This is a genomic window from Parabacteroides sp. APC149_11_2_Y6 (assembly GCF_054506995.1).
In genome coordinates, this window is record NZ_CP173709.1 from 2,148,190 (window position 1) to 2,174,600 (window position 26,411).

General features: G+C 50.4%; 33 protein-coding genes. 13 read left to right on the forward strand and 20 right to left on the reverse strand.

Annotation, left to right across the window (positions count from 1 at the left end; genetic code table 11):
- Positions 1-633 precede the first annotated feature (633 nt).
- The 9 genes from ACGE0T_RS08700 to ACGE0T_RS08740 all read left to right on the forward strand — a co-directional run bounded on the left by ACGE0T_RS08700 (position 634) and on the right by ACGE0T_RS08740 (position 4,527).
- Positions 634-1,020: a hypothetical protein gene (locus tag ACGE0T_RS08700; protein WP_009126113.1), complete on the forward strand. Its 387-nt coding sequence runs from the start codon at positions 634-636 to the stop codon at positions 1,018-1,020.
- A gap of 161 nt (positions 1,021-1,181) precedes the next feature.
- Positions 1,182-1,397 carry a hypothetical protein gene (locus tag ACGE0T_RS08705; RefSeq protein WP_004291535.1) on the forward strand — a complete coding sequence of 72 codons (216 nt, stop codon included), beginning with the start codon at positions 1,182-1,184 and terminating at the stop codon, positions 1,395-1,397.
- Between the two features lie 11 nt (positions 1,398-1,408).
- Positions 1,409-1,630, forward strand: a complete 222-nt coding sequence (locus tag ACGE0T_RS08710; RefSeq protein ID WP_004291534.1) for a hypothetical protein — start codon at positions 1,409-1,411, stop codon at positions 1,628-1,630.
- 13 nt (positions 1,631-1,643) lie between these two features.
- Complete coding sequence (locus ACGE0T_RS08715) at positions 1,644-2,060, forward strand: PcfK-like family protein (protein WP_004291533.1); 417 nt, start codon at positions 1,644-1,646, stop codon at positions 2,058-2,060.
- A complete protein-coding gene (locus ACGE0T_RS08720; RefSeq protein WP_004291532.1) occupies positions 2,057-3,388 on the forward strand; it encodes a PcfJ domain-containing protein in 1,332 nt (443 codons plus the stop codon). Before ACGE0T_RS08715 ends, ACGE0T_RS08720 begins: the two co-directional genes overlap by 4 nt.
- A 24-nt stretch (positions 3,389-3,412) precedes the next feature.
- Positions 3,413-3,670 carry a hypothetical protein gene (locus tag ACGE0T_RS08725; protein WP_004291531.1) on the forward strand — a complete coding sequence of 86 codons (258 nt, stop codon included), beginning with the start codon at positions 3,413-3,415 and terminating at the stop codon, positions 3,668-3,670.
- Positions 3,671-3,689: 19 nt separating this feature from the next.
- Positions 3,690-3,923 (forward strand): DUF3873 domain-containing protein, encoded by a 234-nt coding sequence (locus ACGE0T_RS08730; protein ID WP_004304291.1) that lies wholly within the window; start codon positions 3,690-3,692, stop codon positions 3,921-3,923.
- On the forward strand, positions 3,920-4,165 hold the full coding sequence (locus ACGE0T_RS08735; RefSeq protein WP_004291529.1) for a DUF6956 domain-containing protein: 246 nt from the start codon (positions 3,920-3,922) through the stop codon (positions 4,163-4,165). Before ACGE0T_RS08730 ends, ACGE0T_RS08735 begins: the two co-directional genes overlap by 4 nt.
- A gap of 53 nt (positions 4,166-4,218) precedes the next feature.
- On the forward strand, positions 4,219-4,527 hold the full coding sequence (locus ACGE0T_RS08740) for a hypothetical protein (protein ID WP_004304290.1): 309 nt from the start codon (positions 4,219-4,221) through the stop codon (positions 4,525-4,527).
- Between the two features lie 33 nt (positions 4,528-4,560).
- Here ACGE0T_RS08740 and ACGE0T_RS08745 read toward each other — a convergent pair whose 3' ends face one another.
- The 19 genes from ACGE0T_RS08745 to ACGE0T_RS08835 form a co-directional block, all read right to left on the reverse strand.
- The gene (locus ACGE0T_RS08745; protein ID WP_004291527.1) at positions 4,561-4,950 is read right to left on the reverse strand and encodes a hypothetical protein; all 390 of its coding nucleotides are present in this window, start codon (positions 4,948-4,950) and stop codon (positions 4,561-4,563) included.
- Between the two features lie 64 nt (positions 4,951-5,014).
- Positions 5,015-5,542 (reverse strand): glycoside hydrolase family protein, encoded by a 528-nt coding sequence (locus tag ACGE0T_RS08750; RefSeq protein ID WP_004291526.1) that lies wholly within the window; start codon positions 5,540-5,542, stop codon positions 5,015-5,017.
- Positions 5,539-6,042: a DUF3872 domain-containing protein gene (locus ACGE0T_RS08755; protein WP_004291525.1), complete on the reverse strand. Its 504-nt coding sequence runs from the start codon at positions 6,040-6,042 to the stop codon at positions 5,539-5,541. The genes ACGE0T_RS08750 and ACGE0T_RS08755 overlap by 4 nt, the downstream gene beginning before the upstream one ends.
- Complete coding sequence (locus ACGE0T_RS08760; protein WP_004291524.1) at positions 6,039-6,941, reverse strand: toprim domain-containing protein; 903 nt, start codon at positions 6,939-6,941, stop codon at positions 6,039-6,041. Before ACGE0T_RS08760 ends, ACGE0T_RS08755 begins: the two co-directional genes overlap by 4 nt.
- A gap of 7 nt (positions 6,942-6,948) precedes the next feature.
- Complete coding sequence (locus tag ACGE0T_RS08765) at positions 6,949-7,524, reverse strand: conjugal transfer protein TraO (RefSeq protein WP_004291523.1); 576 nt, start codon at positions 7,522-7,524, stop codon at positions 6,949-6,951.
- A 2-nt stretch (positions 7,525-7,526) separates the two neighbouring features.
- The gene (gene traN, locus ACGE0T_RS08770) at positions 7,527-8,513 is read right to left on the reverse strand and encodes a conjugative transposon protein TraN (RefSeq protein WP_004291522.1); all 987 of its coding nucleotides are present in this window, start codon (positions 8,511-8,513) and stop codon (positions 7,527-7,529) included.
- A gap of 34 nt (positions 8,514-8,547) precedes the next feature.
- A complete protein-coding gene (gene traM, locus ACGE0T_RS08775) occupies positions 8,548-9,900 on the reverse strand; it encodes a conjugative transposon protein TraM (protein ID WP_004291521.1) in 1,353 nt (450 codons plus the stop codon).
- Positions 9,881-10,168, reverse strand: a complete 288-nt coding sequence (locus tag ACGE0T_RS08780) for a TraL conjugative transposon family protein (RefSeq protein WP_018697145.1) — start codon at positions 10,166-10,168, stop codon at positions 9,881-9,883. The genes traM and ACGE0T_RS08780 overlap by 20 nt, the downstream gene beginning before the upstream one ends.
- A gap of 27 nt (positions 10,169-10,195) precedes the next feature.
- Positions 10,196-10,819: a conjugative transposon protein TraK gene (traK, locus tag ACGE0T_RS08785; RefSeq protein ID WP_004291519.1), complete on the reverse strand. Its 624-nt coding sequence runs from the start codon at positions 10,817-10,819 to the stop codon at positions 10,196-10,198.
- 31 nt (positions 10,820-10,850) lie between these two features.
- Positions 10,851-11,855 (reverse strand): conjugative transposon protein TraJ, encoded by a 1,005-nt coding sequence (gene traJ / locus ACGE0T_RS08790; RefSeq protein WP_004291518.1) that lies wholly within the window; start codon positions 11,853-11,855, stop codon positions 10,851-10,853.
- 3 nt (positions 11,856-11,858) lie between these two features.
- Positions 11,859-12,488: a DUF4141 domain-containing protein gene (locus ACGE0T_RS08795; RefSeq protein ID WP_004304283.1), complete on the reverse strand. Its 630-nt coding sequence runs from the start codon at positions 12,486-12,488 to the stop codon at positions 11,859-11,861.
- Between the two features lie 23 nt (positions 12,489-12,511).
- Positions 12,512-12,892, reverse strand: a complete 381-nt coding sequence (locus ACGE0T_RS08800) for a DUF3876 domain-containing protein (protein WP_004291516.1) — start codon at positions 12,890-12,892, stop codon at positions 12,512-12,514.
- Positions 12,893-12,932: 40 nt separating this feature from the next.
- Entirely contained in the window at positions 12,933-15,437 is a 2,505-nt protein-coding gene (locus ACGE0T_RS08805) for a TraG family conjugative transposon ATPase (RefSeq protein ID WP_004291515.1), read from the reverse strand.
- Complete coding sequence (locus ACGE0T_RS08810) at positions 15,434-15,766, reverse strand: DUF4133 domain-containing protein (RefSeq protein WP_004291514.1); 333 nt, start codon at positions 15,764-15,766, stop codon at positions 15,434-15,436. The genes ACGE0T_RS08805 and ACGE0T_RS08810 overlap by 4 nt, the downstream gene beginning before the upstream one ends.
- 10 nt (positions 15,767-15,776) lie before the next feature.
- Entirely contained in the window at positions 15,777-16,094 is a 318-nt protein-coding gene (locus ACGE0T_RS08815) for a DUF4134 domain-containing protein (RefSeq protein WP_002560983.1), read from the reverse strand.
- Between the two features lie 201 nt (positions 16,095-16,295).
- Positions 16,296-17,024, reverse strand: a complete 729-nt coding sequence (locus ACGE0T_RS08820; RefSeq protein WP_004304280.1) for a hypothetical protein — start codon at positions 17,022-17,024, stop codon at positions 16,296-16,298.
- Positions 17,025-17,040: 16 nt separating this feature from the next.
- Positions 17,041-17,394, reverse strand: a complete 354-nt coding sequence (locus tag ACGE0T_RS08825; RefSeq protein ID WP_004291505.1) for a DUF3408 domain-containing protein — start codon at positions 17,392-17,394, stop codon at positions 17,041-17,043.
- 2 nt (positions 17,395-17,396) lie between these two features.
- Entirely contained in the window at positions 17,397-17,837 is a 441-nt protein-coding gene (locus ACGE0T_RS08830; protein ID WP_004291503.1) for a DUF3408 domain-containing protein, read from the reverse strand.
- A 2-nt stretch (positions 17,838-17,839) separates the two neighbouring features.
- Positions 17,840-18,766, reverse strand: a complete 927-nt coding sequence (locus tag ACGE0T_RS08835) for a ParA family protein (RefSeq protein WP_005783105.1) — start codon at positions 18,764-18,766, stop codon at positions 17,840-17,842.
- Here ACGE0T_RS08835 and ACGE0T_RS08840 point away from each other — a divergent pair.
- The 4 genes from ACGE0T_RS08840 to mobC all read left to right on the forward strand — a co-directional run bounded on the left by ACGE0T_RS08840 (position 18,765) and on the right by mobC (position 23,014).
- Complete coding sequence (locus ACGE0T_RS08840; protein ID WP_196029218.1) at positions 18,765-18,929, forward strand: hypothetical protein; 165 nt, start codon at positions 18,765-18,767, stop codon at positions 18,927-18,929. The two genes, ACGE0T_RS08835 and ACGE0T_RS08840, sit on opposite strands and share 2 nt — an antisense overlap.
- A gap of 381 nt (positions 18,930-19,310) precedes the next feature.
- Entirely contained in the window at positions 19,311-19,739 is a 429-nt protein-coding gene (mobA, locus tag ACGE0T_RS08845) for a conjugal transfer protein MobA (RefSeq protein ID WP_004291488.1), read from the forward strand.
- Positions 19,718-20,965: a conjugal transfer protein MobB gene (gene mobB / locus ACGE0T_RS08850; protein WP_004291483.1), complete on the forward strand. Its 1,248-nt coding sequence runs from the start codon at positions 19,718-19,720 to the stop codon at positions 20,963-20,965. Before mobA ends, mobB begins: the two co-directional genes overlap by 22 nt.
- Before the next feature lie 30 nt (positions 20,966-20,995).
- Positions 20,996-23,014, forward strand: a complete 2,019-nt coding sequence (gene mobC, locus ACGE0T_RS08855) for a conjugal transfer protein MobC (RefSeq protein WP_004291482.1) — start codon at positions 20,996-20,998, stop codon at positions 23,012-23,014.
- A gap of 131 nt (positions 23,015-23,145) precedes the next feature.
- On the opposite strand, the gene ACGE0T_RS08860 is transcribed toward mobC, so the two are convergent.
- Positions 23,146-26,400, reverse strand: coding sequence for a P-loop NTPase fold protein (locus tag ACGE0T_RS08860; protein ID WP_004291481.1), 3,255 nt, complete (start codon positions 26,398-26,400; stop codon positions 23,146-23,148).
- Between the last annotated feature and the right edge of the window lie 11 nt (positions 26,401-26,411).

Sequence of the window (26,411 nt, forward strand, 5' to 3'; positions counted from 1 at the left end):
TATCGGATGCCGTCAATGATTACCAACCCTAAGTTCTCCGTACCGCAGATAGCCTGTTCGATAAAGGCGATACGTGTCTGAGGCGTATGCTTGCTTAATATTCAATTTGAGTTGCGTTATTCTTCCGATTTCATTCGCATATTACAGCGTTTTTCCGTAAGTTTGCCCCAAGAAGTTACGAAAAGAGTGTAATTTATTGGAAATGAGCGTAGGTTAATTGCTCTTGATAGTAATAGGTTACGATTTAGTTAGTTATCTACTGCATTATCCTTCTGCGCGTTGCGTAACCTTCAAAGAACTCTTCGTATGCAAAAGTAGCTATTTAATTCGAGATTTTGATATAAACTCCCGTTTTTTATCCCCTCATTCATAAGAATTTTCCGTAAAAGCGGTATTGTCCGTCGGCACACCATTGCCCAAAACGAGTTTGGAACAAACGTGTGCCGACTACCGCATAGCTGGAGAAAAGGGCATTGCCTCACGCCTAAACGATGTTTAGACAGATGAAGCAATGCCCCTTTCTTTTGCGCCTATGCCAAGAGGTGCTTTTACGGGTTTTCAAATGATTTTTCTTTTTTCGCTGTCTCTTTTGCCGGAAGCGGAAAGTGAATGCAGAGTGTGTCAGCCTGCCCCATGAATGAAACAGGCGCCCACACACAGCCGGACAAACCGGGAAGAATGATTGTTGCCACCCGGCTGAACAAGTTCCGTCGGATCGGAAACAATCATACTTCCTTTGTTGTGGTTTGCCCTTTTCACGCTTCCGGTGATGTCTTTTTCCTTTTGGTGATTCTTTTTTTTACGGATTTTCCCCTGAAGTTTTTTTCTACACAATCTGCCTCTGTTTTCGTTTACCTCCATTTTGCGCCTTTCAGTAAGCCGCATCAGTCAGTCATTTTCGTTCTGGGCGCAAAGGTAATTCCGGGATTGGACGGGAAAGCAAGGTCAAGCCTCCTGTTTTCGGTAAAAATCTCCAGCCCTGCGGGTAGTATTTTGACCGAAAAACCTTGCATTCCCTAATCCCTACCTTTTCAAGCACCCGAAACGAAAACGACCGATGCGACAGAAAGACGCATAAAAAAAATGTCGGATAAACGAGAGGCAGATAAGATAGTTTGAAACTCAACTCCCTCAGCTCTTGAATCCGCATTAAAAACAAAAAAATCAAAAACAGCGAAGATATGACGGCAACGGCAAATTTCAGACAAATGGCGCAACACATCGGGTTGGCGATATGCGGCTTGATGATGCGCACCGCCTTCGGGGTGTTCGGCATCCTTTGGGGCATCATCAGAGAGATTGTAAACGGAGTGTTCCGAGTGGCGATAGGTGTAATCGTGGCTATCCTTTCCACCATTGCCTTCTTTGGCTTCATCCTTTGGTTATTCACCCTTTAACCCTTACCGACATGGCAAAAAGAAACAGCAAGACGGCAGCGCAGCAGTGCAGATATTACGAGGTGGACAACATCTTCGTGTATATGGTGGAAACGTACATCAACGGCAATTTTGAAACTTTCCGAAGATTGTACCACGAACTGAACAAGGACGCACGGAGGGATTTCATGGACTTCCTTCTCAGCGAGGTAGAGCCGACCTATTGGAGAGAGATACTGAAACAGATAATCTAAAAATGACAGCGATATGAAAGGAACAGACCATTTCAAGAGAACGATATATATGTACTTGGAACAGCGTGCGGAGGAAGATGCGCTATTTGCAAAGAAGTACCGCAACCCTGCCAAGAACATGGACGAGTGCGTGACCCACATTCTGAACTATGTGCAGAAAAGCGGTTGCAACGGTTTCACGGACGGAGAGATATTCGGGCAAGCCATCCACTACTATGAGGAAAACGAGATAGAGGTGGGCAAACCGATGGACTGCCAAGTGGTTGTGAACCACGTTGTGAAACTCACGGCAGAGGAAAAGGCGGAGGCACGTCAGAACGCTGTCCGCAAATACCAAGAGGAGGAACTCCGCAAGTTGCAGAACCGCCACAGACCGTCAGCGAGAAAAGAAAACCAACCCCAACCCTCATTATTTGATTTAGGCTTATGAAACCGAAGACCAAGATACAGAAAGAGGTGGCAAGACTTTCCGCCAACCTTCGCCCCATATCAGCGACACAAATAGATTGGGCATACCGCCACTGCGTTGAGCATATCGGCTACCGCACCAAGAAAGGGAACATCACCTGTTCCGACTGCGGTCACGAGTGGCACAGCGACAGCGGACTATGCGACACCCTTGAAGGCTGCACCTGCCCCAAATGCCATGCCGAACTCAAAGTGCAGGACACACGCAGACGCATCTACAAGGAAACGCAGAATTTCAGCGTGATAACCACCTGCAAAGGGTATCAGGTAATCCGCGTGGCGCAGGTCAGATGCGAGAGCAGGAAAGGCGAACCGATGCGTTTCTACTGCCACGAGGTCGTGCAGCGTTGGATTTCACCCGACGGCAAGGTTACGGACATGGCGTTGCTCCGTGGCTTCCTTTTCTGCTATTGCGATGTGTGGGCATTAGGCAGCGATATGGAGGTAAGACCGCACAACAGCCTATACGATGATGTGGTGGCAAGAAGCTGTGCATATCCAAAGATGAGGATATTGCCCCAACTCAGACGTAACGGCTTCAAGGGCGATTTCCACGGCATCTCCCCCGTGCGTCTTTTCAAAGCCTTGCTTTCAGACCCAAGAATTGAAACCCTTATGAAAGGCGGTGAGATTGAGGTCATGAAACACTTTCTTTTCAATACCCGTACTGCCGATGAATGTTGGGCATCATATCTGATTGCCAAGCGTCACAAGTATCAGATAGACAACCTCTCAATGTGGTGCGACTATCTGCGTATGCTCAAAAAACTCGGTCAAGACCTCCGTAACCCGAAGAACATCTGTCCCGAAGATTTCATGGCGGCACACGACAACGCAACCCGAAAAATTGAAGCCATACACGAGAAGGAAAGAGCCGCAGAGCAACGCCGTTGGGAGATTGAAAGGCGTGAGCGTGAGCAACAGCGACAACTCCAACGAAAGAAAGATGCGGAGGATTTCATCGCCAACAAATCCAAATTCTTCGGCTTGGTAATCACGGACGAGGAAATAATCGTCAAGGTGCTTGAAAGCATAGACGAGTATTACAACGAGGGCAAGACGCAGGGCATCTGCGTGTTTGGCAGTGGATACTACAAGAAAGCCGACACCCTCATACTATCGGCAAGGATTGGCGATGAGATTATTGAAACCGTAGAGGTGGACTTGCGAACCCTCGAAGTGGTGCAGTGCCACGGCAAGCACAACCAGGACACCGAATATCACGAGCGCATCATAGACCTTGTGAACAAGAACGCCAACCTTATCCGTGAGCGGATGAAAGCGGCATAGCATAACCCCTAAAACAACATTGATATGGAAGTAAGAATTGAAAGTATGATTTGTGTGTGGGATGATGCAATCCCCACGATGTTCCTTGAATTTGTGAACCTCCTCACTCTCACAACGAGTGAGGGGGAATTGAGAAAGAGCGTAAAGGAGTTTGCCGAGAAGCACGAACTTGACAAGTTTTTCCTTTACGGCTTCGGCTCACACCATTTCTACCTGCACCAACGCTACACAAGCAACCCCGAAATGGTGATGAAGAACAGAGTTCTGTCAGTACATTTTTAACCATCTAAAAAGCAACATTATGACAACACGAATGACCATCAACGGAGTAAGCACCTGCGCGGAAGCAGGTACGGAGAAATACGAGCGTTTCCAATCGGGTATCGGAAGACGCAGGCGGACACTTGTGCAGTACGACTACCGCCACCCCATAGACAGAGAATTGTTCTCTTGTGTCAAACCCACGTTGGACGAGTGCCGAGCCGCACGGGACAAGTGGCTGAACGCAAAGAAGGGAAAGGAGGACAGACTATGAACACGACCTATCAAACGCTGATAGTCAAGTTCAGCGAACCTATCACGGCATTGGACGGTATCTTTGACGATACCGGAGCGTGGGGAACGGACACCCTCAAGGGGTGGATAGATGATTACGAAAGCACACGTTTCACCGCCACCGACAGCCATACGGCAGTCATCACGAGCGAGTACAATATGGAATGTGTGAAAGAGTGGCTACAACGGCAGACCCCCATTTCCGAAATGCGAGAATTTTGAACGGGATGGCGGTGTCCGCACCGCCAATACTTAAAACCCTAAAAACAAAAGATATGATAGCCAAGACGATATTACAGCAGATAGGCGGAAAACGCTTCACCGCCATGACAGGTAGCCGTGATTTCATAGATATGGGCAACGGCTTACGGATGAGCCTTGCAAGGAACAAAACAAGTGCCAACCGCCTTGACATCATCTATGACGAAGGGGCAGACCTCTACAATATGCGCTTCTACCGCAGGACGTTCAGCAAAAAGACCTTTGAGTGCAAGACAAAGGACATTGCCGTACACGAGGGTATCTATTTTGATATGCTGGAGGAAATGTTCACGATGGTGACGGGACTTTACACACGCTTTTGAGTGGCGGGGCGGCGAGAGCCGCCCTACTTTCTTTCAGTGAGCATGATGGCGGACAAAGAAAGTAGCAAAGAAACCTTTGTCCAATCTGCGATAACTAAAAAATCCGCAAGTAAAACTTGCGGAGGCTATATATTGGGTCGTTATTTTTTGGTGGAGGGGAATGATAATCTCGAACCGTTGAACTACACATTTCTGCTTCGTCTCCATTTCCCCCAACGATTTGATACGTTCAATCATTTTTGTTGTTCCTTTCTGAATTTTCCTAAATACTTTCTTCATAATTTCGCTATACTTTTTATGGTTAATAACTATGTTTTGTATTGCTCTCACAACACTTACAACTTGAAGTGTTATTTGGAAACCGATAGGCAAAAATGGCTCAACGATGTCAATTAACGAGAAAATCCTACGATAATCTATCAAGTGATAGAGCAAAAGACGTGCCAAGTTAAATATGGCACGTCTTTTGCCAGTTTTGTCAGTCCTTTTATGGGATATACAACAGCGCAAACTCCGCCTTTCTCCGTTTGAGCAGCATGGCGTGGCGTTTTCCTTTGTAGTTGCAGAAGGCTATATACTCACGGTAGATGTTCCTGTCACCAGCTTCCAGCTTCTTGATTAAGGTGCTTTTGGGGATTGTTTTGCTGCCTAACAGCTTCGCCGGTCCCACATTGTAAGCTAACGTGCCAAGCAAAATCGAATCAACCCCGAATTTACGGAACATGGCGACAAATTTGCGCAGGTCTTTCCGCAAAAGTTCATCCGCATCCCGTTTTGTCATGGTTCGTGCCGAATACTTCTCGTTTGGCAAAAGTTTGTGACCCCAACCGACGTATGGGTAGTGTTTTTCTGAGTGCCAGCCTTCAAAGTAGCGGCAGCATAAAAAAGCACGTTCCATAAGCGGCAGTCGGTAGATTGCCGCCTGCCCGTCCGTTCCCTCTTGGCGGCTGATCTGCGCGGACACAGAACAGACCGTCAGAAGTGAACAGAGCATTGTCATGAATACACGCATCATTTCAACAAGGGGCTGAAGTTGCCGATGGGAACGATGGTAAGATCGTCGTCCTTTACATTCCTGTTGTTGAAGTCAAATTCCAGTTCGTAGGAGTTGCTAAAGTTATCCTCCACCACCACGATGAAATTATGCGCCTCATCACCCGCCGCCGTGTAGTACAGGCGGAATTTTTCGTTCTCCAGCAGGTAGCGGTCGTTAGGCAGGAAGGTGATGCCGTTATCCATTTTGAGCGAGCCTTCCCCCTCGAACTGGAAATAGCGGATGGTATAGAGCGTACCCGAAAAGTCGCCCTCCTTTTTCAGTTCACAGCGGATTTCCACTGTCTGCCCCTTTACTACCTTGTTCGGCACGGGCATGACCTCCACCGTGAAGGGATAGGACTGCTGGATGTCCATGTCATCGTCACATGACACGAGGGTGAATGACATGGCGGCTATCAGGCATAACGCCACTGCCTTGAATATTGATGTTCTCTTGTTTCTGTTGTTCAGTATGTTCATTGTTCTTCGATTTTTAGATGGTTGTTTTTCTGTTTTTTCGTTGTCAGTTGCAGGTACTCGTTCAAGTCCTTGCAACCGTCATAGAGGGAGGAACGGTCGGTGACACGTTCCCCGTATCGCATGGTAAGTGCGGCAAGCGTCCGCCGTCCGGCTTCGTCACGGTCGAGGAAGCAGCCGATGCGCCCGTATCCGTCCAGCAATCCCGCCGCCTTCTCCACGTTGGCGACTGAGTTCAGCACAAGACAGTCAGCGTTACCGGTTACACCAAGCGTCACGGCAGAGAGAAAGTCCATGAAGCCCTCGAACACGAGGCACTCGTCAGCCGGGATGTCATTCGCCTTTACCAGTGATACAGACTTCGGAGGTATGCAACCCTTGAAATATCGGCTTCTGACTTCATAGCCACCTGCCATGTTCGGAAAGCCAACGGCAAAATACCGTTTCCCACGCACACCGTAGTTCAAGCGGCAGCAGTGACGGGATGCGATGGCGTAAGGGATGCCCCGTTCCTCTAAATACTCCGTCAGCAGTGAGCGGAGCAGCGGAGCGACCTCCACATCCTCAAAAACGGATTCGGTCGGCTTCGAGAGATAGACGGGCTTTTCCCATCCGGCAACCGTCATATTGGCGGCTTCCGCTATGAACTTCGCTTGCTTCATGAAGTCATCGCTTTGCAGAAACTCCCCGGCAAGCGTGAAGATGTCGCCGCCCTTGCCCAAACCGAAGTCGTACCAGAGCTGTTTCGCCACGTTCACACGGAAAGAGGATGTGCGCTCGCCCCTGTACGGGGCAAGATACCACAGCTCGTTACCGCTCCTTCTGACAGGCTCATGCCCCAGCCGTGCGAGAAAATCCGCAAGCGGCATCCTTCTGACAGCATCTATTTCCGTCCTTTCCATGCCCGTGTCAGTTGATGATGAACTTGATACCGACCCCGAACTGCGTGTGGAACTTCCGTGTGTCGCCACCCCAAAGGCAACGCTCCCGCAGGTTGGCAAGCAGGGCGATACGGTCTGCCACGTAACACTCCACATCGAGCGTCAGCGCACCGCCGTAGATGAAGGCGTCCCGGTCGTGCAGCGTGGAGCCGTCATGCAGCACCTTCTTCCCCCAATTTACCGCCTCATATCCGGCGAGAGCCGAAGCCCCGGCATAGACGAAAACAATCTTTCGGGCGTCCGACAGTATCTTGAAGTAATAGCCGCCCTCCGCCGTGAACTGCGCCACGGGTATCTTGGTGTCCTTGTAGGGATTGTTCTTCAACAGGTATTCGCCACCGAACACCCACTTGTTCCCCTTCTTCGTGTAGGTGGAGAGAGCCGCCCCGAAGCTGTACCCGCCGTCCTTGCCGCCGAGATTGAAGCCGTCCGCCATGTCCGCCCTCACCTCGATGCCCTGCATCTTCGGCAGACACCGCTGGGCGTGCGCCTGCCCTGTAAAAAGGGCAAGCGACGCGATGATTATTGCGATGTACTTTCTCATGGTCAGCGTACTTGAAGTTCGTTGATGGTACCCGCGCGTACCAAATCCTCGTTCTCAATCACGAAGGACTGGTGACGGCCGCCGTTCTTCTCGTTCAATTCCACCACGAGGCACTTGTCATCGGGGATGGTGAACTTCGCCATCGTGAAGACCGTGCGCTCGCTCTTTTTGCCCGGCACGAGGGTGGCGTAGTTCTGCGCGCGGAGCGGCAGAATAATCTGCTCCTGCACGGCAGTACGCTTCGCAACCTTCTTGTCCACGATTTTCCAAGTGATGTAGTCCACATCGAAAGGCACGTTGCTCTGGTTCTTTATCTCCGTGTGGAAATAAAGCAAGCCGTTGTGCGTGTAGATGCCTTTCAACAGGTATTGGATGCCGAAACGCTTGCAGCCGATATGCTTCACCTCGCGCTTGTTCTGTTTGTGGATGGACTTCATGATAAGGCGCACCAGCATCGGGCTTTCGCTGCCCAGCTCTTTCAGATAGATTTCCTGCGCGTTGTTCGGGCGGTTCACCGTGCTGCCGTCATGGATGAAGTCGCACATCTCCACGTTGAGCAACAGCGGTTCGGCGGCGTACTTCACGTTGAAGGTGTAGAAACTGCCGTCCTCCGTGATGACGGACATATTCGTTTCGTTGGGAAAATTCCTTACGGTAGCCTTCACACGGATGATGTTCTCCGCTCCGTCGGCTTTCCCGGCAATCAGGTCGGGCGAGCCTAAATCGACATAGCGCACCTCCGCCGGAAAAATGACGTGGACGGTCTTGTCGTAGGTCACTTCCAGACCGTGCGGCGGTATCATGCGGTCGAAGGTCAGCTTGCGTGACAGCCCGTGATATAGGTCGCCGTCCGCCTCCTTCTGCGGATAGACCTCCTTCGTCAAGGTCGGTTGTTCACTTCCGTTGGTCGTTTCAACGGTTACATTCTCCTGCGCGTTGGCAGTTATGATGCCCATAGCGAGGGCAAACATGATGATTACTTTTCTCATTACTTTTGGATTTTAGTGGTAATTTTTATTGTTTTCAATATTTTTCTTGGTAAAGCATGACCCTGTACCCGGCTTTCAGATGCACCTTGACGGTTCGCATCTTTTTGGCGATGTACTGGCTCGTGCCTTGTATCAGCCCCTTGCCCAAGTCGGAGGCGAGCTGCGCCCCGGCATTGGTGGAGATGTTGATGCTGCTTCCCAGCGAGCCGCCCATGTTGGCGGCGACCTCCCGGACGGCGTTCATCTCCATCGAGTTCGGGATGAAGATGCCGGGCTGTCCGTCCGTGTCATAGACCGCAAGCTCCACGGGGATAATCGTGCCGTCGTATTCCAGCGAGGTAATCTCGATGTCGAGCCGCTCACCCTGTATCTTGCCCGTGCCGACCACCACCGCACCCCGGGGTATTGTCCTGCCTGCCACCGCCATAGGCTCCAGCAGGCGCAGCCTTACCGTCTGCCCGTCCGTCACGCTCTGCGCCCCATGCACGCACGCCGGTATGGTGTTCCTGTCCAATACCTCCGCCGTGCCGACAGCCGTGTTGAAACCCCGGTTGCGTTCCTGCGATAAGGCGGCGACAAACTCCGCGTTACTCATAGGCTGTGAGAGTGAAGAAACTACTTGATGCTCCACCTGTCTGATAGGCATTGCCTTGTTCTTCTTCCCTTTCTGCACGGTAGTTGGCTCTGCCCTCTGTTCCGCCGATGGCTGTCCTCCGTTCTGACCGCCCATGTACTTTGCCGCCAGCTCGTAGGACTTCTCCATAAGAGCCACCTGCTCGTCCATAGAGGAAGCCTTGCCCCTCTCGCTTTCCAGTTCCGACTCCAGCGATGCGATGCGCTCCAACAATTCGTCCATCTCCGCATTGTCGTTTTTCGGCTGGTCGTAGAAGTTTCCGAGCGTGGCGTTCAGGTCACGGTAGGCGGCTGCGGAGGACTGGATGGTCTGCGGCGTGGCTGGCTTTGCCCTTTCTTCCTTGCCGCCCGGATTGGCGAGGTCGAAGTCCACTCCGTTCTCCGTTCCCGCTATCTCGCGGTCGAACATGTCGCCCAGCTGCCCGATGGCACGGTTGCGGCTCTCCTGACGCTCTTCCATCTCCCCATGCTCGTAGGCTTTCAGCTTGTCGCCGATAATCTGCCGGTTCGCCTTGTCAGCGTCGGGCATCTCGGTGTTGTATCCGTCCGTTCCCGGCGGTTGCTCCTTGCCGGAGGACGGGGCGAATATCAGCCACATCGCCCCGATGAACACCAACACCATAGCGGGCAGCACGATCATCTTCTGCCGTTTCAGCCGTTGCGCCTCTGTCAGCGGTTCGCGCTCCTTTTTCGGTTTCCCCGTTTCGGGAGCAGCTTTGTTCTCTTTCGTCGGTTCATTCTTTGTCTGTTCCATATAAATAAGGTGTTAAGTGATTGCCTGTTTCCGCCGGGGTCGGCAGTTCCACCCGTCCGGCGTGTCCCGTTTCCATATGTGAGCCGTCGTTCCTGCCGATGTCATAGACGGCTCTGCCGAAGGTGTAAAGGGCAAGCACCGCGAAGGCGGCGAACATCCCCAGCACGATGCGGCGGCGTGTTTCCGGCGGCAAGCCGTCCAGATACCCTTTGAGACTTGCCGCCAAGCGTTTCCGTTTGTCGTGGAGTTTCCAATACATGCCCCACATTGATTTTCTGATACTTTTCATGTCCTGTTACCGTTTGATAGTCTGTAAATCCTTGTTCTCAATGATGGTGAAACCCTCGATGGTAAAACCGTTCGGGTTGTCATCCGACCGCGATGCGTTCAGCAGGCGGCAGGTGGTCACGAGGCTGCGCTCGGTGACGTTGCTCTGCCGGATGATTTTCTGTGTGGCGTAGGTCACGGCACGGTAGGGATAGGCGTTGAAGTCGCACACCACGCTGTCCACCTTCAGCACTTGGTTGATGTTCCCGGCGATGATGCGGTTGTAGTACCCCTTCTCCGCGAAGTCCGAATAATAGTGGTACACGCTCTTGTCCGCCAGCAGCAAGGCACGTTTCACGTTGTGTTCAATCGCGCTTTTTTCAGGTGATAGCGTGAAGAACATCTCGTGGAAACGGCGCACATGTTCCCGTGCCTCCGCCGGGCGGTTCTGCGACAAATCCTGAGACAAGGCGAGCATCAGGCTCTTGCCGTTGTCCAGCACATAGATTTTCTCCCGTTGCTTCTCTGCGAAACGGTAGGAGTTCCACACGCTCCACACCGTCACCACGGCGCACAGCGAGAGGAAGACGATACCGAACAGGCGTATCTGCCTGAACGACGATTCGATGTTTCTAAGTGATTTGAATTCCATTTATATTTTCCAATTTATGATTGCACATTGATTATTTCAGCAATTTGCCGACACGTCCGACTGCGTTTCCTGCGGCTGCACCCGCCACGCTGCCCGCCATGCTTCCGGCTCGTCCCGCCATCTGGTTCACGTTGCGACCGTAACCGCCCATGCCTCCGGCTTGGATAATCCAGCCCGCAACGGTGGGAATGGTAAAGTAGCCGATGATGCCGATGCAGAGGAATACGATATACACCCCGTCGCTCGAATCCAGCGAGAAGTTCGGGTCTGCCTGCATCCGCTCGATGTCGTTTTGCAGCATCAGAACCTGTATCTTCGCCAGTATGGTGCTGAACATGTCCGATACCGGTAGCCACAGATAGACCTGTATATAGCGGCATATCCACTGCGTGAGCGTGTTTTGGAAACCGTCCCATACCGACAGGGCGAAGGCTATCGGACCGAGAATCGCCAGCACCACGAGAAAGAAGGTGCGGACGGTGTCTATCACGAGGGCGGCGGCTTGGAACAGCAGTTCGAGTATCTCGCGGAAGAAGTCGCGGATGCTCTTCTTCATGTTGTACATTCCCCGGTCGATATACATTCCCGCCATCGTCACCATGTCGGAGGGCGACCAGCCGAGTTCCTCCAGTTGCTTGTCAAATTCCTCGTTGGACACGAGGTAGGCGGTTTCGGGGTTGCGTACCATCGCCTCGTATTCCAGTTTGTCCTTCTGCTCCCGGTATCGGTTCATGTCCAGCGTTTCCGCCTCCAGCATCTTTGCCGTGCCCTGTACGACGGGTGAGAGGATGCTGTTTATCGTGCCCAGCACCACAGTCGGGAAGAACATGATGCACAGACCGATGGCAAAAGGACGGAGCATCGGGAATACGTCTATCGGTTCAGCTCTCGCCAGCGACTGCCATACCCGGTAGGCGACGTAGAACAGCGCACCCAGCCCGGCGATGCCTTTCGCCACACCAGCCATGTCCCCACACAGCGGCATCATCTGCTCATAAAGTGAACGTAAAATCTGATGAAGGTTGTCGAACTTCATAGGCTACCAGTATCTTTCGTTCATGTTCCCGTACAGCCCCATGATGCGGTCGAGGTCGTTCTTCTTTTTCGCACGCAGGTAACTCACGGAGATGTTCTTGTTCGTGTAGTAGCTCACGAGGTTGCGGTAACGCTTCATCTTCGAGTGGCAGCGTTCCACCACGTCCATGCGCTCCTTGTCGGTCATGGAGAGCGTGGTGATGTTCACCACGTTCCTGAGTTCCGTCAACACTTCGTTGCTTTCCTCCAGCAGTTTCGTGTAGCCGAAAGCGATTGCGGAAAGCTCTTCGGGTCTGAAATTCCCGTCACGGAGCATCCGTTGGAAACTGTTCACATAGATGTCTGTGATGTCGCCCACCATCAGGATGGTCTGCTGCACCTTGCGGGCGTCCTTGACCAGATTGTTCACCGATTTGAGGGCATCGTAATACTTCTTGCCCTGCTGATAGATTTTCACCGTCTCCTGAAAGTTGCTCACCATGTTCGTGGCGGTCTTGGAGGTATGGATGATGTTTTTGGAGGCATTGATGATGCCCTGCGCTAGATTGCCCGGATCGCTTACGACCCACTGTGCGCTTGCCCTGCCCGCGAAAAGCAGGCACAGGCAGATAATCATTGTTATTCTTGTTCTCATGTTACTTTGGATTTTAGTGGTTGTTATTCTTCGGTCGGATGTCCCGGCTGCGGCTTCACCCGCACATAGTCCCCGTTTGGCGAGAAAGTCAGCACATCCGTGGCCTCGTTGTAGGACACGTCGATGCGGAAGCCGGTGTTCATGAACAGGTTGCCGTTCTCCTCCTGCAAGAGATAGGTTTCCGGCTTGAGCTTGCGGCGCAGACCGCTACGACGGAACACCGTCACTTTGTAGGCTTCGCCCTCCTTGTAGATAAGCACGTCAGGTTTTCCCTCCACGCTCTCCCAGTTCCCGCACAGCATGTCGCGGCGGTTGTCGGCCACGTCGCAGGATTGCAGCATCATGACCGCCAATCCGATAAGGCACTTGCTGACTTGCAGCATTTTCACTTTTGGTAAATTCATACGCGTTTTTCTTTTTTGGTTGATACATTCTGTTTTTTAGTTATTCCTTGTTTCTCCGCCTTTCGGCAAGCTGCCGGATGGCGGCTTCGATGTCGTCGCCCAGCTTCTCCGCCAGACGGTAAACCTCCACTTTTTCCGTTTCCTCGGTGGTGTACGCCAGATACTCTTCCGCGCTGACCTCCGTGGCATAGACCGCCGACTGCGTGCCGCCCAAGCCTATCCACACCTCCTTGTAGAGCCGTGAAGGGTTGTTCGCCATGTTGATGGAGAGTATCTGCGACTTCTCCTTTTCCGTCAGTCCGAGCAACGCCTGTATCTGGTCGAACTTGTTCATATATTTCCTTTGGTCAAGCAGGATTTTACAATCCGAGTTGTTGATAATGCTCTCTTTGACCACCGGAGAACTGATAATGTCGTCCACCTCCTGCGTCACCACGATTGCCTCGCCGTAATATTTTCTGACCGTCTTATACATATAGCGCAGATATTCAGCCATGTTCGCCGATGAGAGGGCCTTCCAAGCCTCTTCCACGATAAGCTGTTTCCGCACGCCTTTCAGCCGCCGCATCTTGTTGATGAAGGCTTCCATGATGATGATGGTCACGACGGGGAACAGTTCGCGGTTTTCTTTAATCGAATCTATCTCGAAGACGATGAACCGCTTGCCGAGCAGGTCGATGTTCTCCGTGGAGTTGAGCAGGAAATCGTAACGCCCGCCCCGGTAATACTGCCGCATGGTGGTGAGCATGTTGTCGATGTTGAAGTCGGACTTCTCCACCTTGATGTCACGCTGTGCCAGTTCCTTGCGGTAGTCGTCACGCATATACTCGTAGAAGGTGTTGAACGACGGCACGATGCTACGGTCGGATTGGATGCGCTCAATATAGGCACTCACGGCACTGCCCAGCTCGCCGCTCTCCGTCTTTGTCACCTTGTCGTCCTCCGACTTCCAGAGCGTCAGCAACAGGGTCTTGATGCTGTCCTTCTTCTCCACGTCGAAGATGTAATCGTCGGTGTAGAACGGGTTGAAGCTGATGGGCTTATCTTCCGTGTAGGTGAAATACACACCGTCCGCTCCGCCTGTCTTGCGTCGGATCATGCCGCACAAGCCCTGATAGGAGTTTCCCGTGTCCACCAATACCACATGTGCGCCTTGCTCATAATATTGGCGCACGAGGTGGTTCATGAAGAAAGACTTGCCGCTGCCCGAAGGACCCAGCACGAACTTGTTGCGGTTGGTCGTGATACCTCGCTTCATGGGCAGGTCGGAGATGTCAAGGTGCAGCGGTTTTCCCGTGAGCCTGTCCACCATCTTGATGCCGAAGGGCGAGAGCGAGCTGCGGTAGTTGGTTTCCTCTGTGAACAGGCACACCGCCTGTTCGATGAAGGTGTGGAAACTCTCTTCCGCCGGGAAGTCCGCCGCATTGCCGGGTATCGCCGCCCAGTAGAGTGTCGGGCAGTCGATGGTGTTGTGGCGCGGCACGCATTCCATGCTTGCCAACTGGCTGCCCACGTCGTTCTTGATATGCTTCAGTTCCTCCGCATCGTCGCTCCACGCCATGACGTTGAAGTGTGCCCGTACCGAGGTCAGTCCGTAGGAATGGGCTTCGTTCAGGTATTGGTCTATCCACTCGCGGTTGATGCTGTTGCTCCTTGAATAGCGAGATAGCGACTGCATGTTACGGGCGGACTTCTCGAACTTCTGCAAGGTTTCCTCACTGTTGTCTATCAGCACATACTGGTTGTAGATATGGTTGCAGGAGAGCAGAAGCCCCACCGGGGAGGCGAATGACAGTCGGCAGTCACTCCGGTCGGTGGAGAGCTTCTCGTAACGGGTGTCGGTAGCCACCTTGCCCGGCAGGTCTTCCGCGTCGGAGAGGGTGTGCAGACACAGGCGGTTGTCGCCGATGCGCATCTCCCTTGCCGAAAGCTCGATGTCCTGCAAGGTGGTGTCACCTTCCGGCATGAGCGAGAAGTAGCGTTCAATAAGTCCCGTCTTTCCCTCAGTACCCACAATCTCATCGGTGGAGAGGCGGCGCAGCCTGACAAGCCCGCTGTCGTTCATGATGCGCTCGAACTGTTCGCAGGCTTCCAAGAACTTGGTCGTGGTTTCCCTGTCCAGCTCCTTCGGGATGATATGTCCCCGGCACAGCGTGCTGAAATTGCTCTGCATCCGGTTACGCTCCTTTGTTGTCTTGGTCAGGTAGAGGTAGCAGGTGTGTTTCAGGTACGGACGCTCGTTGAAGTGACGCTCGAAAGAGCGGCTTAAAAAGCTCATGTCGTCCTTCTGAAGCTCCGGTTTGTAGCGTTCCTTGATGAACCAGTCCTGTTTGTGGACGACGGAGTAGTCCGGCAGCACCTTGATAGCCTTGCACCAGCAACTGTGTATCGCCTCGTACTCCGCACCCGTCACGGTGTAAAGTTCCGGTAGTTCCACCTCGAAAGCCACCGTGATGTCGGCGTCCTTTGAGATGATGCAGCCATGCTCCACCGCTAAAAGTGGGAACCTGTTTTCCAGTGTTGTCATTTTCGATGTATTCCTCATTGTCTTTCTTCCTTTCGTTGTCGTTTGAACAGACGGGTTATCCGCCGCCGGTTGATAAGGTATCGGGGATGGCTCCGTGCCGCTCCTAATTTCATCAGCCCGTGTTCACCGTACCGGGCGTTCAGCGCGAAGGTCTGCCATACAAGGAGGGAGGACGATGCCGCGCCGAAGCCGATACATATCCACTGGTCGATACCGACCATGTAGAGGATGACGAACAGGACGAAGAGAGCCAGCAGACCTCCGCAGAAGATGAAGAGGTACTGTGCCTTCAAGCCCTTGAACTCTACCGGACGGCCGATACCCTTGTTGATTGGGTATTCAGCCATACATTATTTATTAAAGGAAGAATGAGCGCAGGATGGTGGCGGCAACAATCAGGAAGATGCACGCGCCGAACCACGAGGCGGCTGTCTTGCTGGTGTCGGGGTCGCCCGATGAAAACTTGCCGTACACTTTTACGCCCCCGATAAGCCCGACGACTGCACCGATGGCGTATATCAGTTTAGTTCCGGGGTCGAAATAAGAACTCACCATAGAGGTGGCTTCGTTGATGCCCGCGATGCCGTTTCCCTGCGCGAAAGCGGAGGCGGTTGCGGCGATGACAAGTGCCGCGGAGAGGATTGCTTTTCTGTTTTTCAAGATGTTCTTGTTCATAAACTGTTCTTGTTTTTTGCCGTCAAAAGGGTGGATGGTCCTTTGTCGGGCGGTTGATACTTTGTTTCTTTACTTTGGTTTTAGTGGATGCCCGTTTGTTTCCACGGACGTGGGCGTGTCCGTTGCGGATGGGGATGCGCCTTGCGTTTCCTCGCCGCGTGGGTTGATGTCATTCTTTCATGTTCATTTCTTTTATTGTTGTCATACATAGTTGCGAATGTCGAACTCCTCGATGTTGTCCGGCACGACGAACTCCTTTTCAGATTTCTTCAGCCGAATCTCGATAAGCCCCTTGATGCGGATGCCTATCTCCGAAGAGCCTTCCATCATTTTCTCGTACAACTCCGTGCCCTCCATGTCGGTGAACACCTTAGCCGCCTTTTCACGTTCCGCCTGTGTCGCGTCCGGGTTTTTGGCGGTCTTGCAGGCGTCGTCAATCTCGTCAAAGCTGCTGCCCGAAGCCCGTGGCGTGTCCGAGGCGTCCTCTTCCGGTTCGTCGTCCCCGTATCCCAGTTCCTCCGGCGGTATGCTCGTGAAGGTCTCATCGAGTTTTTCCTCCGGGACTTGTGCCGGGCGGGATGCGTTTCCCGTTTTTCCGTCGTCAAAAGTAGCCTCTTCCTCCGACAGCTCAATGCCTTTTTCAATAGTGGCGGCTTCTTGCGTCGGTATGGCAGCGGTTGTCCGGGTGGATGCCATCCTGAAACGGCTCTTGCCGATGATGTCCGCCTTTTCCGCAGGGACTTCCTCGTGTGCCGCTATGCGTTTAGCCTCATTCCCGTCCAGTGACCGCCATAATCCGACAATGCCCTTGAAGAAGCGGACAATCCGCGTGTCCATGATGCGCTCGTAAAGGAGCAGGAACAGGAACCAGAGGTTGCAGCCGACCGATACCGCCAGCAGAATGTCTGTCATGCTGATTGTGTAATTCATATCCTTCCGTTTTTGGTTAGAATACTGAATTGTAATTTCGGGCATAAAGGCTCTTTATCGCATCTTCGCACTGGTTGAAGTGGTGCGTCAGCACATGGTCGATGTAAGCGGACAGCGTAAGCCGGTCATGCCCGATTACACGGGTGATACGCATGATACGCTCGTGGTACTCCGGGCGCACATACGCCATCTTCCCCTCACGTGCCTTTACTTCCGGGTCGCGGATGAACAGGCGTTCATAGTCCTTCTCACTGCATTTGCCGCTTACCGGGACAGGCGACAGTATTTCCACACTCGCCTGCACTTGGGTAAACATACCTCCGCAGTCTTGCTGTGGTCTTTTTTCATTCGGTGTCATTTCTTTTTCCATTTTCAAATCAGATCTTCACGTTGTTTCTTGTACAGTTCGTTGATTCTCTCCTTGTGCTGTTCCAGATGCTGGCGCAGCACGGTATCCACATATCCGCCTACTGAGATTTCCCCTCCGGCGATGTCGTTCACGATTCTGAGGATCTTGCCGTGGACGTCACGGCTGATATAGACACATTGGCGGGTCTTTATCTCGTTGCGGCGCAGGAATAGCTCGTTGTAGTCCTCGTCCTGCCTTTTCCGGCGTCCACTTTCCCTCTGCGCTTTTTCCCGTGTTACGGGTTGCACAGGAGATGGTTCCGGTGCGGCGGTGTCCTCTTCGGTCGGTGCAGCTGCGGGTACTTCCTGTGCGGGGCGCAGTGTCCCGTCCTGTGTGCGCCGCCCGATGGAGGCTAACAGCAGTTCCTCGTCGATGCCTTCCGTGTTCACTTTCCTGCTGCCCATGCTCACTGCGGTCTGATGATGTCGCTTATCTCTTCGGAAAACTCCCGGATGCCACTCCCTTTCAGCAGTGCCGTGTCCATCGGGAAGATGGTGGAGCGGAAAACGCTCTTGCGCTCTTCCGAAAGGTCACGGCGGAACTTCTTGCTGTCGGGCAAGCGGGTGGAAAGTACCGGAAAGCCCATTTCGGCTATCACTTCCTCGTAGATGCCGTACAAGTCGTTCCTCTCCCTGCCGTCCACCATCGTCCAGAACAGATGCAGCCCCTTTGTTTTCGCCTGTCCGGTAGTCATCAGCCTGTCGCGGAACATCGTGACGAATTTCAGGGTACTCTCCACGACAAAGCGGTCGGCACTCAGCGGAGTGAAAATGTAGTCCATCTGCGAGAGCGTCTTTATCACGCCGTTGCTTCGGAGTGTGCCGGGCATGTCGAAGAACACCACGTCGGGTTTCACGTCCTCAGTGGCAATCATCCTCTCGGCATCGTCGAGGGCGTTCACCGCATTGCTTTTGACGATGGTGTAGGCGTTCTTTTTGATCCGGCGGAAATGGTCGCAAGCGAGAGCCTTGAAGTAGGTGCTGCTGTCGATAAGCCCCATTTCGTGTTCGCGCAGCCCGTGGATGCTGTGCTGCGGGTCGTCGCAGTCCACGACGGCGACATTGTAGCCTTTCACGTTGTGCAGGTAGCTGGCGGCAAGTGCCGTGACAGTGGATTTGCCGATGCCACCTTTCTGTGTTGCGAATGCAACGAAGATTTCCTTACTCATAGTTCCATTTATTTTAATTGTTGATGATTTGTTTTTCTGTTTCCATACGGATTTGGCTGTCGCACCATCCGCTTCCGTGACTACACACGCAGGCGGGTCGTCGCGTATCCGGTTCTGTGGTGAAGCGGTGCGTCGGACAAATGGTGATTGACGACATTGCGTCATGAAGTCATTGAATCCATACGTCACCGAATTGTCGGAGAACCGGGTTTCCGACGGTTCGGGTATCCGTTTCGGCAAGTATCCGAAGAAGCGGATTTCCGGGTATTTGAATGTTCCGTTTATCATATCTTCAAATCGTTCGTTTCTTGAATCATGCTGCAAATAAACAAGTATATTTTGGAACCTGTATCACTTCTCCGGCAAGTGGCGGCACGTTGCGCCGGTTGGCAGTCATTGACCGGGTCAAGCATCTGTCCGATACCGCTTTAAGGGCGTAACTTTGCACCCGGACAGCAGGGTTCGCCGATGACGCGCGGCCCGGAGTCCTGAAAGGTATTTTCCCAATCCGTCCCCTGACGGATTTTTATGTTCACCTGAACATAGCAAGATGTCTTTTCAGCCGCTCAAAATATTTTGAGCAGCCACGAAAAGCACTTGCCCTTGCAGGGGGCGGGCTTTCCCTCCGAAGTCGGGAAGCCTTTCAGAACTGCGGTGCTGTAATCCGAAGCGGCGGCTTATGCCGTCAATCCGCTAAATCCAAAGTAATATGAAAGAGAAAAGGAAAAGCAAATCAGGGAGAAATCCCAAACTTGATCCGGCGGTGTACCGGTACACCGTCCGTTTCAACGAGGAGGAACACAACCGTTTCCTCGCCATGTTCGGAAAATCGGGTGTCTATGCACGGTCTGTTTTCCTCAAAGCGCACTTCTTCGGGCAACCGTTCAAGGTGCTGAAGGTGGACAAGACGTTGGTGGACTATTACACCAAACTGTCGGATTTTCATGCACAATTCCGTGCCGTGGGTACGAATTACAACCAAGTCGTGAAGGAACTGAGGCTGCATTTTTCAGAGAAAAAGGCGATGGCGTTGCTCTACAAATTAGAGCAACACACCGTCGAACTCGTGAAACTGAGCCGCCGGATTGTGGAACTTTCAAGGGAAATGGAGGCAAAATGGTCGCAAAAATCAGTGTAGGAAGTTCGTTGTACGGCGCGATTGCCTACAACGGGGAGAAGATTAACGAGGCGCAGGGGCGGCTTCTCACCACCAACCGCATCTACAATGACGGTTCGGGAACGGTGGACATAGGCAAGGCGATGGAGGGTTTTCTCACCTTCCTGCCACCGCAGATGAAGATCGAGAAGCCGGTGGTGCATATCTCTCTCAACCCGCACCCGGAGGATGTGCTGACCGATATTGAGTTGCAGAATATCGCCCGCGAGTATCTGGAAAAACTCGGTTTCGGAAACCAGCCTTATCTTGTATTCAAGCACGAGGACATCGACCGCCACCACCTGCACATCGTGACGGTCAACGTGGACGAGAACGGGAAAAGGCTCAACCGGGATTTTCTCTACCGCCGCAGCGACCGTATCCGCAGGGAACTGGAACAGAAGTACGGATTGCATCCGGCAGAACGTAAAAATCAGAGATTGGATAATCCGTTGCGCAAGGTGGCCGCATCGGCAGGTGATGTGAAGAAGCAGGTAGGCAACACCGTGAAGGCTCTGAATGGGCAGTACCGTTTCCAGACGATGGGCGAATACCGTGCGCTCCTTTCCTTATATAATATGACGGTGGAGGAAGCGAGGGGCAACGTGCGCGGACGGGAGTATCACGGGCTGGTCTATTCCGTCACGGACGACAAGGGTAACAAGGTGGGCAACCCGTTCAAATCCTCGCTTTTCGGGAAGTCCGCAGGCTATGAAGCCGTACAGAAGAAGTTTGTCCGTTCCAAATCGGAAATCAAGGATAGGAAACTGGCAGACATGACGAAACGCACCGTCCTTTCCGTGCTGCAAGGCACTTATGACAAGGACAAATTTGTATCCCAACTCAAAGAGAAGGGCATCGACACCGTACTGCGCTACACAGAGGAAGGGCGCATCTATGGGGCTACCTTCATCGACCACCGCACGGGATGCGTGCTGAACGGTTCGCGCATGGGTAAGGAGCTTTCGGCGAATGCCTTGCAGGAACACTTCACCCTGCCATACGCCGGACAACCGCCGATACCGCTATCCATCCCTGTGGATGCTGCGGACAAGGCACACGGGCAGACCGCCTACGACAGTGAAGATATATCGGGCGGTATGGGCTTGCTCACTCCCGAAGGTCCGGCGGTAGATGCCGAGGAAGAGGCTTTCATCCGGGCGATGAAGCGCAAAAAGAAGAAAAAACGCAAGGGCTTGGGTATGTAATCAGAGTATCAACAATTAAAAAATCAATGTATGTCACAACAAGAAGACGATTTGAGGGCATTGGCGAAAATCATGGATTTTCTGCGTGCCGTGAGTATCATTTTAGTGGTCATGAACGTGTACTGGTTCTGCTACGAAGCCATCCGGCTGTGGGGCGTGAACATCGGCGTGGTGGACAAAATCCTTCTGAACTTCGACCGCACGGCGGGGCTGTTCCATTCCATTCTCTACACGAAGCTGTTTTCCGTCCTTTTGCTTGCCTTGTCCTGTCTGGGTACGAAGGGTGTCAAGGGTGAGAAAATCACTTGGGGGAGAATCTGGACAGCATTTGCCGTCGGGTTCGTGCTGTTTTTCCTGAACTGGTGGTTGCTGCCCCTGCCGCTGCCGCTTGAAGCGGTGACGGGACTGTATGTCCTTACCATTGGAACGGGCTATGTCTGCCTGTTGATGGGTGGTCTGTGGATGAGCCGCCTGTTGAAACACAATTTGATGGAGGATGTTTTCAACAACGAGAACGAGAGTTTCATGCAGGAAACGAGGCTTATCGAAAGCGAGTATTCGGTCAATCTGCCGACACGTTTCTATTACAGGAAACGCTGGAACAACGGTTGGATCAATGTAGTTAATCCCTTCCGTGCGTCCATCGTGTTGGGTACGCCGGGCAGCGGCAAGTCCTATGCCGTGGTAAACAATTTTATCAAGCAACAGATTGAAAAGGGCTTTAGTCAATACATCTACGATTTCAAGTATCCCGACCTATCTACTATTGCCTACAACCATTTGCTGAACCACCCGGACGGCTACAAGGTAAAGCCGAAGTTCTATGTGATCAACTTCGACGACCCGCGACGCTCTCATCGGTGCAATCCCATTCACCCGGATTTTATGGAAGATATTACGGATGCCTATGAGAGTGCCTACACAATAATGCTCAACCTCAATAAAACGTGGGTGCAAAAGCAGGGCGACTTCTTCGTGGAGTCACCTATCATTCTGTTTGCCAGTATTATCTGGTATCTCAAAATCTATCAGAACGGGAAGTTTTGCACGTTTCCCCATGCTATCGAGTTTCTGAACCGCCGTTACGAGGATATATTTCCGATACTGACCTCTTATCCGGAGCTGGAGAACTACCTTTCGCCGTTCATGGATGCGTGGCTTGGAGGGGCTGCGGAGCAGCTCATGGGTCAGATAGCGTCGGCAAAAATCCCGCTTTCGAGGATGATTTCACCGCAGCTCTACTGGGTGATGTCAGACAGCGAGTTTACGCTGGACATCAACAATCCCGAAGAGCCGAAAATCCTCTGCGTGGGTAACAATCCCGACCGTCAGAATATCTACGGTGCGGCACTCGGTCTGTATAATTCCCGTATCGTGAAGCTCATCAACAAGAAGGGGATGCTGAAGTCATCGGTCATCATCGACGAGTTGCCCACAATATACTTCAAAGGGTTGGACAATCTTATAGCTACCGCCCGAAGCAACAAGGTTGCCGTGTGTCTGGGCTTTCAGGATTTCAGCCAGTTAGTGCGTGACTACGGGGACAAAGAGGCGAAAGTGGTGATGAACACTGTCGGCAATATTTTCTCCGGTCAGGTGGTGGGGGAAACAGCCAAGACGCTCTCCGAGCGGTTCGGTAAGGTGTTGCAGAAACGGCAGTCCATCTCCATCAACCGGCAGGATGTTTCCACCTCCATCAACACGCAGATGGACGCGCTCATTCCACCGAGTAAGATTTCCGGGCTTACGCAGGGAATGTTTGTCGGTTCTGTATCCGACAACTTCAACGAGCGTATCGAGCAGAAGATTTTTCATTGCGAGATTGTGGTGGATGCCGAAAAGGTGAAACGGGAAGAAAGTGCCTACAAGAAAATTCCCGTCATTACAAACTTCACGGACGAGGACGGCAACGACCGCATGAAGGAAACGGTGCAGGCGAACTACCGGCGCATCAAGGAAGAGGTGAAGCAGATTGTGCAGGAGGAACTGGAGCGTATCAAAAACGATCCGGTGCTGTGTAAACTGCTACCAGATAATGAGACTGTCTAACAAGTCCCCAAAATTGAAAATTATCCCTATCGAAGTTTGAAGTGACCCCCAAAAGTTGGATACAATTTTTTTGGGGGGCACTTCAGTTCTGACGGGTAAAATCGTAAAATTCGGACTTGTTAGACAAATACTTACGCGGTTTCAACCTCAGGTACTGAATCTATCGAATTGACAAATTTAACCAATTGCGGATCTGAATCTTTTTGTATGAGGTTTCGGAGACTCTTTTTCAATTCATAAGCATCATCCCCTGCTGTATTTATTAAATCCATATAAAAATCTTTGTTTTGCAGAATCAATGAACGGCATGCCCCATCGGAAATTACAGGTTTCACTATTTTATCAATAACGTCTCCAGCTTGACTTTTCAAATTACCATGCGATCTAAGCCATGTTTCGAAAAATTGAAACTTTATTGCATTGATAGTCTTTTTACCGATGCAGAAATCATTTCTTATATCGGTAACTGTCGATTTAATTTTTCGTTTATCCAATCTTTCAACTATATTCTTGAAACAATTAGGGAAAGGATTCAAACTTTGAGTTCCAGAAGCAATATCCATCAGAATCTTTTTGCCAAATTCAGTCAAGTTATCTGGCAAGGATTTGATTTTAGCCAGTAAATGTTTTATTGCGACAAACCAATAATATGATGTATGTGCTGTTCTTTGGGCGTATAATGTATCAACACTTATTTCAGACAACGCTTCGAACGCTATTTTATTGATATGATCGGTCAGGACATTGCTTATTTTAGTGGTCAAATCGTAAAAAGATGCGTCAGGAATTACATCTTTAATATTGTTCTTAGTGATATACTTATCCAAATCGGTATTCCACTCTGCTAAATGCTCGATAAATACCTCATCCGTTACACCTATTCTGTTCTTAATATCTTCAAATTGGGGCAATATGTCTGAGAGCAATAATTTATAGCCAAGTTTATGATTTACCATGTATTGTAGTGTTTCATTTAATAGCGGTATATTCCATCCCACACTATTTACTAATAAGTCTCCATGATCCACATAATAGTCCATGAGTTCTGCAACATATTTTATATCTCCACCCTCTATTAAGGAAACGGAATGACCATGTGCCAATTGCATGGCGACTAAATCGTAATATCCAGACTCTTTAATGTTTCGGCCATCAGTTTCTAATTCAGAATGCAACTGATTTATGTAGGTTGAATCTAACGTTACAGGTAAAGGTCTTTCTTCGTCAGATGCCAATAAACGATAGGTTGTAAATATAGCCCCTATATTATCTTTATTTACATTCTGTTCATCAATGCAATTCGTGATCGCTTGCAAAAGCGTTGGAAACGTATAGGTAGAATTATCTTTTAACGTTTTTACAATATCTGCATGGTCGAAATTATCGGGTAGTAAGTTTGCCAAATAATTATCGAGCGCCTCCGAATTTGTTGCTACTTGATAATATTTATATGCTTTAGTTGTCGCGTTATCCCGATAGGCAGCATCTGTTGCATTTGCAGCTTGAATATAATCGATAAATGTATTTGGCTTGACTGTTTTTGCTTCAATCAATGACGTAAAATCGCACGCCAACTTATTTTGCGCAATAAACCTGTCTATTGCATCTAACGTTTTGAAATAGTCGCCGCCATTGAAGTCATTGAACCGAACTATCTTCTTATATAATTGAGCAATCACATGGTTTTGGCTTTCCGTGTCTAAATGCAACAGCAGTTCTTGGTATTCGACAGGGAACACCTGCTTCTCTATGGATTCTTTTAATTTCAATTGTGCTATTCTTTGCCATACACGCAGAATAACATCGCTCTTTCGAGTTAATTTATGCAAACAATGTATAATCTTATCGATAAGCGCATTGTCCATACATTGTATAACTTCTTCTAATACAGTGTCAAATTGTTTATTAGTCTCTGCATATTGATTTATGTCGTGGTCTTCTTCTCCGTTGATGCAGCCTTCAATATATTTTTTCAATGGAATTTGTCGAGCATCTTCAACATCGACACCATATACCAAAGCTGCAATTTCGCGTTGTGTTTGCAGATCATTGTTAATTATTGTTTGAATGCCATTCAGATAGTCGCCGGACAATATTTGTTCTACTGGATTTGCCAGAATATCCGTCTTCTTCAAACAGAACAATGCTATGTTTATCATCAAAATTTCGTTACACCACTCTTGTTTAAGAGCGACCATCTCATTGATATATGATATAATTTCCCTAACATTGGCATTAGGATTTACCAATCTGAATATCCGATTTATAGTTTCTTTCGCTTCATTTTCTGTTTCTCCAAATGCTTCAACAAACAGTTTGTTGAATATACTTCGATAGTCGGTAATAACAGGAGGAGCAACACGATAAACAATAGGGAAAGTTTTATTGATAAAATACTTGGTCAGTTGTTTCGTTTGTTCGTCGGTCTCATCTCCGAATGCACAAGCTAAATGTGTTTCATCGAAAGGAATAACAGCCCAAACATTTTCAAAACCGCTATCGGCGAAGAACGTATGGATAGAAGACCATAATTCTTTTACTTTTTCAGCGGGGAGACGATCCATGTTGTCAAAAACAAGGACTAATTTACGTTGTCCTTTTTCCTTGATAAAATCAGAAATGTCTTGCATCCATGTTTTGAACTCGTAAACCGTTGGTTCGTCTTCGCTCAAAGTCTCATAGCAAACGTCCTTTTCGACTTTATCTTGATAAATAGCTAACATATAACTCCATCCATATTTATGATCTTTGCTATATGCCCATTTCCAAACGCACAATGCAATAAGAACTGGCAGTGCAGCTATGATAATAGACAATAAAGAAAACCACCATGTTGTGGGTGTAGGTTTTACTGCATACGCAATAAATGTAAATATCGGAGTTAAAACTGCAACCAAAAATGCCGCAACCATACCATTACTGATAAGGGGATATTTTTCGGTTACGGTCTCCGTTTTACGGGCTAATAAATATTTCAGCTTTTCAGACCATGATACGGTTTTCGTACCTCCACCTTTGACTTTTATTGTTGCATTTCCAGATAGGATACCATCATCAATAAGTTTGCTTGTAAGCAATTCCAATATAGAGCGGCGTTGCAAGTCCTCTTGATGTCCCCATGCGTCATACTCAAAAAAGTAATAGTCGTCTGATAATTCACGTTCCAACATTTTAACCACGTTGGATTTTCCAGATCCCCAAATACCTTCGATGCCGATAATTCGAGGTAAAGTACATTCCTCATCCAATGAATCATTCTGACAAAAATGGCGAGCAATAGTTTTTGCCAACCTTTCTTGCGAACCTCCATCGAATTTGTCAATACCACACGGTTTATTTTGGATAAACCGCGGATATTGCTGTTTGGATTGTAGTTTTGTTTCCATATACGTAATTT